The sequence below is a fragment of the Pseudomonas sp. PsB genome (genome assembly GCF_043658375.1).
GTDB classification, from domain to species: domain Bacteria; phylum Pseudomonadota; class Gammaproteobacteria; order Pseudomonadales; family Pseudomonadaceae; genus Aquipseudomonas; species Aquipseudomonas putida_Z.
Genome location: NZ_JBIGLU010000033.1, coordinates 12,511 through 30,022 on the forward strand (window position 1 = coordinate 12,511; position 17,512 = coordinate 30,022).

The 17,512-nt window shown below is 58.7% G+C and carries 8 protein-coding genes and 1 pseudogene; 5 read left to right on the forward strand and 4 right to left on the reverse strand.

What is annotated here, in order from left to right; all coding sequences use genetic code 11:
* Nucleotides 1-55: 55 nt before the first annotated feature.
* From ACGLHT_RS25335 to ACGLHT_RS25355, 5 genes and pseudogenes are all read left to right on the forward strand, one after another.
* Nucleotides 56-3,046 (forward strand): hypothetical protein, encoded by a 2,991-nt coding sequence (locus ACGLHT_RS25335; protein WP_274120098.1) that lies wholly within the window; start codon nucleotides 56-58, stop codon nucleotides 3,044-3,046.
* Between the two features lie 27 nt (nucleotides 3,047-3,073).
* Complete coding sequence (locus tag ACGLHT_RS25340) at nucleotides 3,074-6,865, forward strand: RHS repeat domain-containing protein (protein ID WP_274120099.1); 3,792 nt, start codon at nucleotides 3,074-3,076, stop codon at nucleotides 6,863-6,865.
* A 371-nt stretch (nucleotides 6,866-7,236) separates the two neighbouring features.
* Complete coding sequence (locus ACGLHT_RS25345; RefSeq protein WP_274120100.1) at nucleotides 7,237-9,186, forward strand: hypothetical protein; 1,950 nt, start codon at nucleotides 7,237-7,239, stop codon at nucleotides 9,184-9,186.
* Nucleotides 9,187-9,333: 147 nt separating this feature from the next.
* Nucleotides 9,334-11,524: pseudogene (locus tag ACGLHT_RS25350) on the forward strand (autotransporter outer membrane beta-barrel domain-containing protein).
* Nucleotides 11,525-11,575: 51 nt separating this feature from the next.
* Nucleotides 11,576-13,036 carry a hypothetical protein gene (locus ACGLHT_RS25355; RefSeq protein WP_274120101.1) on the forward strand — a complete coding sequence of 487 codons (1,461 nt, stop codon included), beginning with the start codon at nucleotides 11,576-11,578 and terminating at the stop codon, nucleotides 13,034-13,036.
* Nucleotides 13,037-13,045: 9 nt separating this feature from the next.
* On the opposite strand, the gene ACGLHT_RS25360 is transcribed toward ACGLHT_RS25355, so the two are convergent.
* The 4 genes from ACGLHT_RS25360 to ACGLHT_RS25375 all read right to left on the reverse strand — a co-directional run bounded on the left by ACGLHT_RS25360 (nucleotide 13,046) and on the right by ACGLHT_RS25375 (nucleotide 17,467).
* Entirely contained in the window at nucleotides 13,046-13,780 is a 735-nt protein-coding gene (locus ACGLHT_RS25360) for a molecular chaperone (protein WP_274079390.1), read from the reverse strand.
* A 63-nt stretch (nucleotides 13,781-13,843) separates the two neighbouring features.
* Nucleotides 13,844-14,371: a fimbrial protein gene (locus tag ACGLHT_RS25365; RefSeq protein WP_170978822.1), complete on the reverse strand. Its 528-nt coding sequence runs from the start codon at nucleotides 14,369-14,371 to the stop codon at nucleotides 13,844-13,846.
* 159 nt (nucleotides 14,372-14,530) lie between these two features.
* Nucleotides 14,531-14,941 (reverse strand): PA2817 family protein, encoded by a 411-nt coding sequence (locus ACGLHT_RS25370; protein WP_137163269.1) that lies wholly within the window; start codon nucleotides 14,939-14,941, stop codon nucleotides 14,531-14,533.
* A gap of 78 nt (nucleotides 14,942-15,019) precedes the next feature.
* Nucleotides 15,020-17,467 (reverse strand): acyl-CoA dehydrogenase, encoded by a 2,448-nt coding sequence (locus tag ACGLHT_RS25375; RefSeq protein ID WP_274120102.1) that lies wholly within the window; start codon nucleotides 17,465-17,467, stop codon nucleotides 15,020-15,022.
* Nucleotides 17,468-17,512: the final 45 nt, after the last annotated feature.

Genomic DNA, 17,512 nt, shown 5'->3' on the forward strand with positions numbered 1-17,512 from the left:
CCGACGCCAAACAATACATGGCACTTAATTTAACCAAACAATCGAGGGTTTGATCATGACAGACCTTACAAAAGAACAAATCCTGAAGCGCTTGGCCTCTGGCACTGTCATTAGGGACTGGAGCGCTGTTGGCGCGTTGGCACGAAGCCACATCAACCTGTTGCTTCGCGACCAGTTCCTGCAGGGGTACACCGACCAGTCGTTCATCGCGCCCATGAGTAGCCAGTTCGACCTGGATGAAGGTGGCGAATTACGTGGCGAATTCCGCAACCTGGTATTCGGGCCGCCACAGCTTTCATTCGAAGATGCAACCTTGCTCTCGGCGGTTACAACGGTGCGGATGAGTATTCTTTCAGGTGATTATGTGCAGCATGCTCACCTGCCGGGCAGCCCCCCGATTTTGCTGCGGGCCTATAGTGTGGACGAGGCCATGGGGTATGCGGTCAGTGCGCAGGTCGAGCTGAAGTTGCAGCAGAGTGCGAGCGGGCAGTACACCCAGTTGATGCTGGCGCTTTCCGACGCCAGACCCGATACGCTGGAGTGTGAGCTTGGCACAACCCCTTACGCCTCGAAACAGATTGGCCAGGCGGTATTCAGCCATTGGCTTGAGCAACCCGGCTATCGTCAGGTTTATATCCTGGCCCAGTTCGATCGTGAAGACTACGCGTCGATGTCGCCCATGGGGATCAAGGTATTGACCCAGATGGCGCCCTGGGGAGGCAAGACCGACAAGGCGTCCAAGGACAAGGCTGCCAGCGAAGGCGATGGTGCCGTGCTCTTGCTGATGCAGACGCGCTCGCATTTGCTGCCCGGCACGCTTCCACAGCCAGGTCACGATTTCCCTTTCCTGCTTCCCGGCACGGCCGCGGCAGGTGCCGAGTACTCATGCACCGTGTTGCTTGACCCGGTCAACGAGGGGAAGCGCGCCGAGCCGTTGACCCAAGTGTTGAGGCCGGTGCGCATGCCCAATGCACATCGGTACACGTACAGTGCTGGTGACAAGTTCGTGCCGGCCGATGTGGTCGGTTTTGGTCATATCTCGCCCACTGAAGGTACCTGTCGGGTCGAGCCAGGTATCAAGAGTATCGTTGCGCAAGAGACACTGCCGTTCAAACTCGAAGGCAGCACGCCCGCCGAGGGGTGGAATACGACAAACATCAGGAGCACTGCTGCCAGCGGCGACATTACGGATGCGGGTGTGTATACGTCTCGCGATGCCGACGCGTTCACAGCGGATAGCCAGATCTCATTGGTGACGGGGCGCTATGGCAGTGACGGCGACCAGCAACGTGCTGCGTTGCTGATCGAGCATGTCAGGCCGGTACAGATTTCCCCACGGGTGATGACCACTGGCGCCAATGGTGTGCCGATCCAGCTTGCCGCTTCAAGCGTAGATGGCGGCACCCTTCGCTGGGAAAAGGTCGATACACCGCAATCGCTTCGTGCTTCACGGGGGCCGCAGCGGGTCGGTAACCATGAGAAGCACGACCTTACGGGTGCTTACTCGGCCGACCTGGGAAAACTCGAGGATCTGGGTAACGGGAAGGCCAGGTTTACCCCGGCAAAGATCGAGCAGGACACCCCTGAAATCCTGTTCCAGGTCATTCGGGCTACGGACACCCGCTCAGGCGCATTTGCCGACGCGACAGTCGTGATCGTGACCAGGCCGCAATACTTTTCTGTTGACCCATTTTATGTAGCGGACTACAAACCGAACGGCACGGTGCCGTTCAGTGTCAAGGGCACCCCCCCTGGCCTGACGTGGCATTGGTTTGGCGAGGGCGAAATAGGCCAGGACGGTATCTATACGCCACCCCTGGCAGCCAAACTGCCAGTTACTGTGGTCATGGCCGATTGGCAAAACCTGAACAGCGGCTACGCAATCATCGAGCACCGCCCGGTCGTATTGGCCAGCCCGGCGACCAGTGGCTGGGATGATCTTGCCGTTTTCAGCATCGAGTTGCTTAGCCCTGGCGTGTGTTTCGCCAACGGTATGCAGCAAATTGAAGTGCTGATAACCATCAAGACAAAAGTGGATGGGTTGGGAGTTTCGCCGCCGATCAGCGACACAGAACTGGCCAGCCTCAAGCTATTCAACACTGAAGGCGGAAAGGTGATCGAGTTCCTGCCTGCCGGTGAAGAAGGTTTGGAGCCTGATGACCCATCGAAGCCCGGGACCTGGGCAGTGAGCAAAGACCGTAACCGGGTAGGAACACGGCCGGGGGCCACGCAGGGTGAAACGTTGCCCATGGACGCCAGTACCAGAACCAAGCATTTGTTCTTGCTGACCAACAGTGTGGGGACCCTGTTCGTGGGGGCTCAGTTCACCGGTGACGATAGAATCCCTTACAAATCCACTAGCTATAACGATGGTAATTCGAAAGTCAAGGTGACCGGTGAGGCGCCGCCAGAAAAATATACTGAAGATGCCTATACCTTCAAGCGTATCCCGGTCAAAGGTTGGGAAGGCGAGAACACCGAAGACTTCGACAAAACCGATGACACCACCGACTACTGGGTACTGGCTGGGGCGAAGAGCGATGAATTCAAGACGCTGAGTTTTCTAAGGTTGAAGTTTGACGACGACAACAAGGTATCGATGATCCGTTGGGAGTCAAACCAGCGCAAAGAGAAGTATTGCAGTTTCACGAGCTTTGCGTTTACGCCATTGAAACCCGCAGTCATGCAATATCCCCAGAATGCCGAAAACCCGGAGGATCCGGAAAAGTACCTGGTGTATGACGGTCTGTTGCAAGCGTTGGTGAAGGCCCAAGTCGGCGACCCTGACTTCCTGGATACTGAACTGGTCGAGAGCGCCAAGCCTGGGCGGGGCGATGTTTGTTTTGCGCTCCATCGGGTATCGAACCTGCCGCTCTTTTATGACAGTGAGAAAGATAAGCGCGAGAAATGGCGAGCGCCACTGGAACGGCCATTATTATTCCGTCTGATGGATCAATTCGGCAATTGGCATCGGCTCAAGGTTGATTTCCACCTTGCCAGTGGTGTGAAAGGTAGCCGCGACAAGCTGTCTTTCTCGGTCCGTTAATATTGATATTTTTTGAGGTAAATCAGTATGTCCGGCAAAACGGCACTGCATTCGGGGGCTTTCAACTTCTCCAGTTTCATCAGTAATAGTGTTGACCCGCGTACCGGCCAGTATGGCCTGAGTATTGTATTACCTGTCTTGCGTGGCGACTATTTGGGTGGCGTAAGCTTCCCGCCATCGTTTACATACAGTTCGGTGGGCGCAGGTGACTTCGGCTATGGGCAAGGCTGGGATATCAATCTTAGCAGCTTCATCGAGCATGCTTATCCTGAAGGCGGGAGTGCGCTATCGTTGTACACCGGTGAGCGTTTCACGGTAGACGGTGTCGAGAGTATCAGTGAGAAAAAACTGGATACTTTCCATTTTCACAAGGATGGCGATGGGGTGTTTCGAGTCGAGCATAAAGATGCTCAGTTGACAGAAATTCTGGAACTTGTACAGATCGGTACCAAAAAACTGGCGCTGCCCACAAAGATTTACTCCGCTTCGAAGCGCTGGCTCGAATTTGTCTACCGTGACAACCCGCAATTGCCAGGCAACCCCTGCTTGAGTGAAGTGCGTGACTCCGGGATAGATGGGCAACAGGGGCGTCGCCTGCTGTTGATCGAGTACCCGGGCGATATGATCATCACCTTGTACCCCGATCAACCTGCGGCGCGAGCCAGTTATACCCTCAAGTTCAAAGGGCGGCAGCTCGAGCGTATAGTCCTGCCCACCGATGATGCGGCTTATTGGGAGTTCGCTTATCAACAGGTGCACGGGCAAACCTGTGTGACCCGGGTGCGCAGGCCGACCGGTGCGGTGGAACATATCGAATATGGCATAGACGGTGATCCGGGCCACAAGCTCCCAGGCGTCGATCAGTACTTGCCGCGGGTCAAGCGTCACCGCATCGTTCCGGGTTTTGGCCAGGCCGAACAGGTTACCGACTACGAGTACTCTTCGACCAACTTCGTGGGTAATGGCAGCTCTGTTGTCTGGAACAATAATGGCCGCGATAACCTCTACGATGTGGCCGACGCCAACTATTCCTACTGGAGTAAAACCACCGAACGCTGCCCCGGGCAAGCTGACCGCACCGTGCTGAGAACCTTCGACCGCTTCCATCGTATGGTCGAGGAAAAACAAGTTCAGGGCAGTTGCGTCATTACCACGGTTAGCCAATACCCAGGCAATTCGGCTGAGCCGTTCGGCAAGCAACCTGAAAACTTCCAGTTGCAGCAACTTTCGACTCAGAGCTGGCAAAAAGCGAATGGTAAGCCGGGCACTGCCGTACACACCACCGAGTATGACCTGTTCGGCAACCTGATCAGAGAAGTTGCAGTCACTGGCGTCGAAACGGTGTACGAGTACTTCCCCGTTGACGGAGAGCCCGGCAAGTGCCCGGCCGACCCCCAGGGTTTTGTACGCTGGCGCAAGAGCCAAACCATCAAGCCATCGGCCAAAGGTGAGGGCGCAGCCGCGACCGAGCGTACCGAATTCGTATACAAGGCCCTTGACCCGGTTCCCCTGCCTGAGGGCACGCCCGACCCTGTCGCCAAGCCGTGGCTCGTGTTGAAAGAAGAACAAGCCTTCGTCATGGCGGGTGAGATGAAGGTGCCGCTGAGCCAGACGATTACCCATTACCATGAGTCCAAAGAAGACCTGCTGAGTTATGGGCGGCCGGCCGAGACGATCATGACCATGGGCGCAAAGCCTACGACCACCTCGTACAGCTACACGACAGAGGTGGTGGAAAACCATCCAGCCCTGGTCGTCAATCAGGTAGTGACGGGTTTCGATCATGGGCAGGCGCTGGAAGATGGAACCGTTCGCAATGTGCAGAAAACCTTTGCCTTGAAGCACTCGGCATTGACCGCAGAGCCGTTGCTCAACCGCGATGACAACGATGTGGAAATCGCCTATGCCTATGATCTGCTGGGCCGTGTGACTGTCGAGACGGTTGCGCCAAACGACAAGATTTACAAGGCTTCCCGCAAATACAGCTACGTGCTGGCGGTGGGGGACAGCCCGGCGGTGCAGACCTCGACCGATGTCAAGGGCGTGACCACCCGCACCCTGCTCGACGGCCTTGGCCGTGTGTTCGAAGAACAGCGTATGGAGGCCGACAGTGTCGAAATCTGGCGGCGCCAGCGGTACCGCAAGACCTACCTGGCCACCTACAACGCTTATGGCCAGCTTGCCGAAGAAACCGAGTACGACTGGATGGCCGATGTGGTTACCGAGCCGGGTATCCACCACGCAGTGGACCTGACGCTGCAGACAACATACGGCTACGACGACTGGGGCCAGCAAGCATGGCAAAGGGGGCCGGACGGCATCTGCCATTTCGAGGTGACGGACCCGGTTGGCACCGAGGCGTCGGCCCAACTGCCCATCACGCGTAGCTGGCGTGAGTCGGCGGATGGCACGGTTGCAAGCGGCGTGACCGAGACCTGGCTCAACCGCTTCGAAGAGGCCACGCACGTCAGGCGCTTCAGGAAGAAGGACGACACCGTTGCGTACAGCCAGCATACCTATCATTACGATGGCCTGGGGCGTGTGGCCCGGGAAGTGGCTGCCGACAAGTCCACCACGCTGAGCACGTACGACACCTTTGGCCGGTTGCTGACACAGACGCTCCCCGACAGGTCGGTGGTAACTCGCCGCTACGCCACGTTTGACAGTGACGACCTTCCGGAGAGCATCGATGTCGATGGCATTGTGCTGGGCACGCAAACGTTCGATGGCCTGAAGCGGCTTTACCGGTCTGTCACCGGTGGGCGAGAGCGCATTCTGCACTACAAGCCTGGGTATAACCGACCAGAGAAGGTGTTCACGCCTTCCAGGCAATGGGTCGAGTATGAATATAACCCGGTGTTGGGCGAAGAGCCGCTCAAACGGACATCCAGTCGGTTCACGGCTGACTACACGTATGACCCGGAGAATGCCCGGTTGCTGCGCTGTACAGAAGATGGGCAAACCCTGGAACGGGATTATTTCAGTACCGGGCAGATGAAATGGGAGAAGCGCACCGAGGGCAACGAAACGTTCGAAATGACGTATGCGTACAGCTATCGCGACCGTATGTTGAGCTACACCGATGTACTGGGCCAAGTGCAGGACTATCAGTATGACGATGCCGGGCGGCTGCAGAAGACTACCCTGGGCACGACAGTGGCGATGTTCGAGTACGACAAGCTGGGCCGAACATCGAAGATCGAAACCCGTGATGGTGATAACTACCTGATCACCTGGTTGGAGTATGACGAGTTCGATCGTGAAACCCTTCGCCGTTTTGACATGCCAAGCGAGATACAGACATTGAAGCAGGACTACGATGTCTGCGACCGGATTGAACTGAAGGCATTGAAACTCGGCGAGCAGGAAACGGGGGAGCTGCTCAGAGAGGAAACCTTTGCCTACGATGCGCGTGGCCGTCTGTATGATTACCAGTGCAGCGGGCCACTGTCCCCGGTCGACCCACAAGGGCATGTGATCCGTGCCCAGGCGTTCGAGTTCGATCCCTTGGACAACATTATCCTGGTTATCACCCAGCTGACAGACAAAGAGACTGATCAGCCAGGAGAAAATGTGGCCGAGTACTTCTTCGACAATGAAGACCCTGCGCAGCTCAGTAGCATAACCAATAGCTACCCGGGCTACCCCGCCACGGCGAAGTTGATCTACGATCCCGACGGGAACCTGACCGACGATGGTGAGGGCATGTTGATGGACTATGATGCAACCGGTCGTTTGAGGTCAGTCGAAAAGGCTGGTTTGATGTCGAGCTATCATTACGATGGTGTCGACCGCCTGAGTGGTCAAAGTGGAGGCTGAGTGTCTGGTCTCTTACAGTGAAAGCCCGCGTTAGTGTGTAATGTTGTTCACTCAAGTCTGATGTGACATCGATTGGGGCTGCCTTGCAGCCCTTCGCGGGCAAGCCCGCTCCCACAGGTACGGTGCAAGCCTCAAGGTACGCACAATCCTGTAGGCGCGGGCTTGCCCGCGAAGGGCCGCAAGGCGGCCCCAATCGCTTGAGTGAACAGCATTACGCGTTAGCGCGAGCTTTTTAATTTCCAGTCTGTGCATGGAAAGCAAGGAGGTCTTTCTGGCAACTGATAAAACTGTCAGTTGTGTGGGGGGTAGCCTCGGTTCTAAATATTCATGTGTTTTTCGACAACTCCCTCTCGAACTGCTGAGGCGCCAAAATGAAAATAGAAAGCGTGACCGTGGCTGATGTTGTATTTGCGCCTGTCTCACCTGAAATCGACCTGACGCTCTTGGCAGACACATCCGACGGTACGATGCGCAGTGAGGTTTTGACCGACGATGCCATCGAGATTTCTTTGACGATCAAGAACTGGAAGGCCGCAGGTGATCCCACCATGGGAGAGTTTGACCAGATGTGGCTGTATCACCTGCCAGAGGGCGGGGTGGAGGAGGAGCTCCACAGTGGTCAATATGATAGGGACAGTACTTTTCCCTTCCAGGTGAAGTTGGATAAGGCAAAGGTAAAATCATGGGGTGAAGGCAAACATGGTTTTTTTATCAGGGTGATTCCTTACAATAGTCCCTTGCCTGTTGATTTCCTCCCGTTGAACCTGATTTTCGATCGTGTGGCTCCTTATCCAAATCGACTTCCGACAGCTTTCCCGGCTATTGCCGCTGTGCTGGATGCCAATATTGGTGCGGTCAAGCTTGCGTTGCCCGCCTATCCGGATTGGGATGCCAGAGACATCGTGGCGTGGATCTGGCGCAGGGAAGTGCCCAGCGACCCGGGCGACCTGGTGCCTGACGGCTTCACGCCTGTCTCTGCAGTGCCATTGTCGATACCGGTGCCTGAGAAGGTCATTCGGGATGCAGGGGATGGCGGCATCCATATTGCCTACCTTTTAAAGGACATTGCCGGCAATGTGAGTGCCGTGTCAGTGCCCACGCGCGTTACGGTGGCGACTGGCAATTTGCCTACCCCGGCGGACTTCAAAAGGCCCCTGGTCTTGGGCATGAACGGCGGAGTGGTGGACCAGGATGCCGTGTTCAACGGTATTACGGTGGAAATTGGTGCCTTCCTGCATTTCAAGGCGACTGACCTGATCACGATCAAGTGGGGTACGCATACTTTCGAAACGCGGACTGTCGGCACGTTCCCGGTCAAGCTGGCCATCCCTGCCAGCGTTGTCCTGGCTATTTATGGAAAAGGCTCTACCGGCGTGAAACCGGTCGAAGTCACGTATGAGGTACACCGCGGTGACTACCTGTTGGGCGGTGAAAAGGATTCATTCGGCGTCAACCTTGAGCGCATTGGCCCAGTCGTGCCTGAGCCGGACCCGGAATGGCCGGGGCCTGTGAACCCGGAAATGGTCCTGCCGGATGTTTATGGGGGTAACGAGAACCTGAAAAACCGGCTGACCGAGGCGGATGAACTGGCCGATGCCGCACTTAAAGTAACGATCGATACCGCGTTCATGGAAGGTGATCTGGTCGAGTTCTACTATTCGGATGAGCATGTATCCGAGGCGGATTATGTACTCAAGGCGGCTGATCTCGGCAACGAAATAGAAGTGACGATTCCGTGGGTATACATTTGGCAGCACGATAATGGCGACCGCTCCGCTCACTACGTGGTCAGCCGTAAAGACGTGCCGAACAAAGCCGTATCCAACCCTCAGTCTATTCAGGTGGAGGCTATTGTCCTGCACCCTGAAGCTGGGCAGTTCCAGGGTGGGTTCAATAGCGGAGGGCGCGTCTGGCTGAATTGTACCGCCTTGTTTGATCTTGCAGATCCAACGGATACCCAACCCGGTGTACGTATTGATATCCCTGACTTGAGCGAGTGGTTGGCCGTTGGTGCGCAATTGACGCTCACCTGGACGGTGACGCACGGTACGTCTCCCGGTGGGCCCGATATACCAGGTGCCAAATACGAGCAAACTATCGAGTTGGATACGGACAATCCGCCGACCGGGTTCGTGTGGCGTATCCCTTACGCTGACGGCCTGAAGCCAATTATCGAATTCGATCCTGGAGCCAGTTATGACGGGCTGGCGTCATTTACTTATGCATTTGAACGCAGTGGTAAAACGGTCACATCCGACCCTGCCGGGGCGGTGGTATCAATGCACAGTTTTGGTGAGGAATGCCCTCTCGTTCGCCCTTGAGCGTTGGCGGCACAGCATATTGAGCATGGCTGTTGAAAAGTCGCATTGATCATCAGGCTTTTCCTACATGGTTTTAGGCGATTTCTTAATAGCCTTGCTCACGTTTCTGCTGCCCGTTCACGGGTAAATCGATGAGGCAAAGGTGCAATGATCAAGCAACGCAGTTTTACCCAGACCCCCGTGGCGCTAGCCTTTGGGCAATTATTACTGGGCGCTTCGACCGTATTTCTTGTCGGGCCGGCAAATGCCTTGACGTTGGTGGACCATGAGAAAACTATCGGTGCCGGCACCCCTGTTGACAGCTACAGGGTCACTGACGGCGGGCGCTTGGTAGCCGAGGGCGCTACCACACAGCAGATCGACGTGCGTACAGGCGGTGGTCTGCACCTTGAGGGCTCCACGGTGTCAGCCACCGGGGTCGCTGCGGTCATGGTCAACGGCGGTGCTTCGGCAACCATCACCAGTGGCTCGCGCCTTACCAGCAACCTGTTCGGCCTCGATGTGCTGCGCAGTGCGACGGCTGGCGCCAGGGTGTCGGTAAATGACAGCCATATCGAAGGGGGTATAGGCGGCGCCAGAGTGGCCGGCAGTTCTCATCTTTCCCTGACTGACAGTACGCTGGTGAGTAAAGGGGCGGCCGGTGCTGCCTTGCTGTTTGGCGATGCCCGGCTGGATGCGACCAACAGCCGGCTGACCGGCGCCACGGATGGCATCCGGGTGGTTGGCGATGGCCTTTCGACTAAACCTGCATTGATCAATCTGCAGGGCACGCACGTGGAAGGCCAGAATGGCGCCGCCATCCGGGTGGGTAGTGCAAACCAGGCGCCCGGCGATGCGACGATCATCGTCACGGGCGGTACTACGCTGCTCGGCAGCAATGGCAACCTGCTGGAAGTGGCGAACAGCTCGAATGCCACGATGCAGGTCGAGGGCAGCAACCTGGTGGGTGATGTGTGGGTGGAGGCCGGTTCCAGTGCCAATCTGACTTTGGGCAACCAGGCCAGCCTGACCGGGCGCCTGACCAATGTCGAACGCCTGGCGCTGAATGATGGCGGCCGCTGGAACATGGTGGAGGACAGTGAACTCGGGCAACTGACCATGGCGGGGGGCTCGGTGCGGTTCGGTGAGGCCACGCAGTACCAGCGCCTTACCCTGGGCAGCCTGTCGGGCAGTGGTACGTTCATCATGGACGCCGACTTCAGCAGCGCCCAAAGCGACTTCCTCGACATTACCGGCACGGCCACCGGCAACCACAGCCTGCTGGTGGGCAGCAGCGGCAGCGAACCCACCCAGGCAAACAGCTTGCACCTGGTTCACGCCGCGGCGGGGGATGCGCAGTTCTCCCTGCTTAACGGGCCGGTGGACCTGGGGGCGTTCTCTTATGACCTGGTGCAGCGTGGCAATGACTGGTACCTGGATGGCGCGACCAAGGTGGTAAGCCCAAGCACCGAGGCGGCCATGGCCTTGTTCAATACCGCACCGACCGTGTGGTATGGCGAGCTGTCATCCCTGCGCAGCCGCATGGGGGAACTGCGCCTCGACGAGCGTAAATCAGGCCTGTGGGCGCGTAGCTATGGCAACAAGTACAACGTTTCTTCTTCTACCGGTACGCCGTACAGCCAGGTGCAACAGGGCTTCTCGCTGGGTGCCGATACCCCGTTGCCGTGGGGTGACGGCCAATGGCTGGCCGGGGTGATGGCCGGCTACAGCAGCTCGGACCTGAACCTGACCCGTGGCGCCTCGGGTGAGGTGAAAAGCTACTACCTGGGGCTGTATGCCACCTGGCTGGATGCCCAGAGCGGCTATTACCTGGACAGCGTGGTCAAGCTAAACCGCTTCGACAACCAGGCCAAGGTCAGCCTCAGCGATGGCCAGCGAACCGAAGGCGATTATGACAACGTCGGCCTGGGGGCGTCGGTGGAGTTCGGGCGCCACCTGGCGTTGGACGATGGCTACTTCGTCGAGCCTTTCGGGCAGTTGTCGGTGGTCGGCGGATTACCACCTGGACAACGGCTTGAAGGCCGACGGTGATGCCACGCGTTCCGTACTGGGCAAGGCCGGCGCGACGGCGGGCCGCACCATCACGCTCGAGGGTGGGCAGTGGCTGCAACCCTATGTGCGTCTGGCCTATGTGCACGAGTTTGCCAACAACAACCAGGTAAAGGTCAACGATCACCAGTTCGACAATGACCTCTCGGGTTCGCGTGGGGAGCTGGGCATGGGGGTGGCGGTGTCGTTGATGGACCGCCTGCAGTTGCATGCCGACTTCGACTACAGCAACGGCAAGGGACTGGAGCAGCCGTGGGGCGTCAACCTGGGAGTGCGTTACAGCTGGTAAACCATGGCGAGCCGTTCATTGCGCCGGACTGGACACGTTGGAGGTTGAGTTATGCGAAACGGGAAGTCGGATCCGCTTTTTCCTCCACCTTGGGTGGAAGGCTCGCTTGAAAACCTGGAGGGGGGCGCGCAAAACGTCATCCCTCTGGGCCTGCTGGAAAAGCCCCTGCGTGTGAATGTCACGCCATGGCCGGGTTCCAACCCCTCCCATGACATGCCGGAGACACTGGTGCTGTTGTGCGATGGTGTGCAGATAGGCGAAACCAGGCAATGGGTGGCCCCCATTGCACCGGACGATTACTACGTCGAGATTCCCCTGGAGTACCTCAAGGACGACAGCACGCCTGAGTTGACCTACAGGGTCAAAGGTTACAACGGGGCGGAACGGTGCTCGGAGCCGCGGACCATAACCTTGGACTTGACCGGGCCCACGTTGGGCGGCGATCGCGGTAGCCTGATATTCGACGCAGAAGTGCTCACTGAGGGCGTAACGGCGGATTACCTGGAACGACACGATGATGTGCTTGTCGCACGGGTGCCGGACTATCAGACCTTTGTGCCAGGAGACCGCATTCGCTGGTTTTGGGATGCGCAGTTATACGACGACAACCTTGTTGCCGAGAAGGTAATCGAACAGGAGGGCTTTCCCGTCATCGTGGAAATCCCTGGCGATACCGTCCGTGAGCGGGGGGACGGAACTCGTTTTGCGCATTACCGGTTAAACGATTACGCCGGTAACAAGAGTACACCCGAAGAGCCGAAAGTGGTTCAGCTGAAGGTTGATACCGCGCCTGTGCCCAGGGACCTGACCTGGCCGGAAATTACCTATGCCACGGGAAGCGGGCAACAGGTGCAACTGGACCCCAACAAGAAGCTGAACTACATGCGGGTGACTGTGCCATCGGGGGCTGTATTCCCAGGGGAGAAGGTCGAGGTTTCATGGGGGGAGCCGGGTGGTGTCGGCAGCTACCTGGCGACAGAAGAAGCCCCCGGTTTTCCCGGGCAGTACGATATTCCGCTGAACCTGATTGCACAACACAGCGGCAAAGTGCTGAAAGTGTACTATCAGGTGACGGACAAGAATGGCAAGGTTCATCCGTCTGATGTACGCCTGGTATCGTTCTTGCCGCTCACTCAAGGGCTTACGACGCCAAACGTGAGCCCTTCCAGCCATAAAACGGTTTTTCTGTCCAATGTCCCTGAAGAGGGATTGACCATCACCCTCGATGCCTGGCGCTATAGCCATACGGATCACCGGGTCACGTTGGTCGTCAGCGGTGTGGATGACCAGGGTAAGCCAATGATCCAGGAGGTGCTGAAAGACCATGCCTTGACCTTGGAGGAAGTGGAAAACGGCTTGGGGTTTGATGATGCGCTCAAGGCGACCAAGGCTTTTCTGCTTTCGCTCAAGCGTGACCTGCTCACTGTGCGGGTTTCTGTCAGTTTCGATCAAGGCCTGACCTGGCCGCCATCGCCCAACTTTCCAATACTTGACCTGGACTTGCACGACTGAGCGGCTGCGTCATATCGACGAACCGGGCAGCGGTTTTTCCACCAGCCGGGTGCTGCCACCGTAGTCGTTGATTGTGCTGAAGCGTACCTGCAATCCTTCTGCGGGGCGGGTTGTCTTCAGTTCAAAGGCTTGGTTTTGCATGGGCAGCGCCATCAGCGCCGTGTCGATCTTTTCGGTTGTGCCTGCTTTGCCCACTTCCAGCCGGCCGAAGGTAAAGTGGTAGGGCGTGGGGTTGTGAACCTGCAGGAAGGTCTTGCCGTTCTCGCTGGCCAGCGACCACTGCAGGCTGTCCAGGTGCTGCTCGGGCACGCCTTGCACCTGGCTGGGCCGGTAGAACAGCTTGATGCGGGTGCGCATGGCGATCTTCAGCACATTTTGCTGCGCGCTATCGACCTGGGGAATTTCCTGCACATTGAAGTAGAACAGCGATTCGCGATCGGTGGGCAGGTTGTTTGGCAGGGCGTTTATCTTGACCAGTTGCTCGCGCTTGGGGTCGAGCCGGAACAGGGTGGGGGATACGGCAAAAGGCACTACGGTGCTGGTGTCGTCGGCCGCCGTGTTTACCCAGGCCTGCACCGCATAAGGTGCCTGGCTTGGGTTGGCGACAACCACCGAACTGCTGTGTTTGTCGCTGGGGTGGACAACGCGGGTGGCACTGATGGTCAATGCCGCTTCAGTGGTTGAGGAAAGCGTTGCCAGGCAGGCAAAGCTGAATACGTACTTGCGCAGCAGGGTCATGGACATGGTGGGACCGGCATGAGAGGTGAAACGGGTTGGTCCCCCCTGGTGGTGCCAGGGGGGCTTGAATCAGCGAATATCGACATTGAAGGAGATGTTGGTATCGATCTGCCCTTCGGTCACCGTTGCCGAAGTGGTGACAAGGCGGGCGGAAAAGACCATCTCGGTATCGCCGGTGTCCTTTACTTCATAGGCCATCGACTCGGTATTGGGCGCAAGGCGGCTCGTGAGGTCGTTGATTGCCAGACCCAGGCCGGTGCTGTATTCGAGGCCGTCCTTGAGGGCATAAAGATCGGAGTTGACGGGATCCGCACCCAAGCCCGCCTGGAAGGTGGCATAGGCATTCTGTGTGCCGGTCACGCAGCTTCCCGGTACGCGTAGTGCGAAGTGTACCTTGGGGGTTTCCTGGTCGACTGCAGTGAAGTCGAACGTATTGAAGTTACCCAGGTTGATCAGCGGCAGGCTTGGGCCGCCTGGGGTAACGACCTGGATGGGGCAGGTGCCAGGCCCGCTGACAGTACCTTCGAACTTGATGGGTTTTGCCATTGCCGCGCTGCTGCAAAGGCTCAGCGCAAGTACGGATAGTGTTTTTTTCATTGGATGATCCCTGTGTTGAGTGGCTGCGAACTCATGTATCTCAGCGCGCAGGCAGAGTACGCAGGGCAACACAGGGGGTCTGTAGGCGAAGGTTGCACATGCCGGGGGAAACAGGCTGGCCGAAGGGGCGCCATACCCCTTCGCCCGGGCAGCCCGGGATCAGTGGCGGGTATCGGCTGCCGCCGAAGCCAGCAGCTGCTTTTGCTCAAGCCAGTCAAACGCCTCGCCACGCTGCTCGCATTCGTAGCGGCGCTCTTCCAGGGCCTGGTACAGGTTCAGCTCTTCATCCGGCATGTAGTGCAGGCAGTCGCCGCCGAAGAACCAAAGCAGGTCGCGTGGCACCAGGTGGGCGATTTGCGGGTAGCGCTGGATTACCTGGCAGATCAGGTCTTGGCCCAGGTACTGGCTTTCCAGAGGGTCTTGCGGCAGCAAGCTCAACAGCTCGTCGAAGCGCTCGAGGAACAGGGCGTGGCTTTCCTCCGGTACCTGCTCGGCTTCACCCAGGGCCACCAGGATGGTACGCAGGTGGTTGAGCAGTTGCAGGTGGTATTCCAGATGGGGGGTGGCCATGGGGCGGTCCTCGGGGTGGTTGAAACGGGGGCGGAGTATACGCGGGTTACAGAAGGGGCCGCAAAACGGCCCCTTGGCTCAGCGTACCTTGCCTGGTTCGGGCAGCAACTGTGTCTTGTCGAAGGCATCCACATCGATCACTGCCCGCCGGGCGTGCTCTGCCTCCTGCAGTCGTTGCCCCTCGCCAGGCTGTAGCGCACCGCTTTCCACTGCCGCATCGATTATCGACTGCCCCGTTGCAGGCCGAACCTTGCCTTCCCTGATAGCCTGGTGCAGTGCCTTGTGCAGTGGGGCCGCCCCATCCAGCAAGTCGGCGGCCCGCTGTAGTGCCGCTACCGGGTCGCCATCGGCCTGCGGGCGGAAGCAACCTGCAAGCAGCTCCTCCAGGGCTGGGTTGCCCTTGCTGCTACCGATCAGCGCCGCCACTTCGGCATCCAGTTCATCGCTCGGCCCGGTATGGCGGCGACCGAAGGGGAACACCAAGACCCGTAGCGCGCAGCCGACAAAGCGGTTGGGGAAGTTGTCGAGCAACCGGTCCAGGGCTGTTTCGGCCTGGCCCAGGCTCTCTTCCATCGCCCAGCGCAGCAAAGGCTGCATGTGTTCCGGTGAGCCCAGGTCGTGATAGCGCTTGAGCGCGGCGCTGGACAGGTACAGGTAACTCAGCACATCCCCCAGCCTTGCGCTCAGCCTTTCACGGCGTTTCAGCGCGCCGCCCAGCAGCATCATCGACAGGTCAGCCAGCAGAGCGAAGGCCGCTGCCTGGCGGTTGAGTGCACGGAAGTAGCCTTGGCTCAGGGTATCGCCGGGCACGGATTCCAGTCGCCCCAGCCCCAGGCTGAATATCAGTGTGCTGGCCGCATTGCCGGCGGCGAACATGATGTGTTTCATCAACAGGTCGTCGAATTCCCTCAATGCCTGATCGCGGTCCTCGCGCGCGGCCAGGGCCATTTCCTTGAGCACGAACGGGTGGCAGCGGATGGCGCCCTGGCCGAAGATCATCAGGTTGCGCGAAAGAATGTTCGCCCCCTCGACGGTGATGAAGATCGGTGCACCCTGCCAGTTACGGCCCAGGTAGTTGTTCGGTCCCATGATGATGGCCTTGCCGCCGTGCACGTCCATGGCGTGCTGGATGCATTCGCGGCCGCGCTCGGTGAGGTGGTACTTGAGGATTGCCGACAGCACCGAAGGCTTCTCGCCCAGGTCCACGGCCTTGGCGGTCAGCAGCCGCGCGCTGTCCATCAGCCAGGCATTGCCGCCGATGCGTGCCAGCGACTCCTGGATGCCTTCGAATGCAGCCAGCGGGACATTGAACTGTTCGCGGATGTTGGCGTACTGGCCGGTGACCAGACTGGTGTATTTGGCTGCGCCAGTGCCCACTGCCGGCAGGGAGATGGAGCGGCCTACCGACAGGCAGTTCATCAGCATCATCCAGCCCTTGCCGAGCATGGCCTGGCCACCGATGAGGAAATCCAGCGGCACGAACACGTCCTTGCCGCTGTTGGGGCCGTTCATGAACGCGGCGCCCAGTGGCAGGTGGCGTTTGCCGATTTCGACGCCGGGCGTGTCGGTAGGGATCAGCGCCAGGCTGATACCCAGTTCTTCCTGCTCGCCCAACAGGTGGTCCGGGTCGTAGGCCTTGAACGCCAGGCCCAGCAGGGTGGCGACGGGCCCGAGGGTGATATAGCGCTTTTCCCAATTCAGGCGCAGGCCGATGACCTCTTCGCCGTTCCATTGCCCCTTGCAGACCACCCCGGTGTCAGGCATGGCGCCTGCGTCGGAGCCGGCCAGCGGGCCGGTGAGGGCGAAGCAGGGGATTTCCTCGCCACGCGCCAGGCGTGGCAGGTAGTGGTTGCGTTGTTCGTCAGTGCCGTAATGCAGCAGCAGTTCGGCCGGGCCGAGCGAGTTGGGCACCATCACGGTGGAAGCCAGGTCGCCGCTGCGGGTGGCCAGTTTCATCGCCACCTGGGAGTGGGCGTAGGCTGAAAAGCCCTTGCCGCCGTATTCCTTGGGGATGATCAGGGCGAAGAAGCCATGCTGCTTGATATGTGCCCAGGCTTCGGGCGGCAGGTCCATGTCCTGGCCGATCTGCCAGTCGCTGACCATGGCGCACAGTTGTTCGGTCGGGCCGTCGATGAAGGCCTGTTCTTCTTCGGTCAGCTGCGGCGCCGGGTAGGCGAGCAGGGTGCGCCAATCGGGACGGCCGCAGAACAGTTCGCCGTCCCACCATACGGTGCCCGCGTCGATCGCCTCGCGCTCGGTCTGCGACATCGGCGGCAGGGTACGCTGGAACCAGTTGAACACGGGGCCTGTGAATACCTTGCGGCGCCATTCCGGCAGCGCCACCAGGGCGACTTTCAGTGCCAGCGCTATCCAGAGCAGGGTCAGCAGCCAGCCGGGAGCGCTGCTGAAAATGCCCATCAGCAGCACATAAGCGGCCATGATGCCGAGAATTTGCAAGGGCGCCAGGCGCCGGTGCGTGAGGTACGCCGCGCCGATCACCAGCACTACCAACCACAACAGCAACATAATCGGTCCTCCTTGGAACCAGGGGGGTAAGCCGTCCCAGACAGC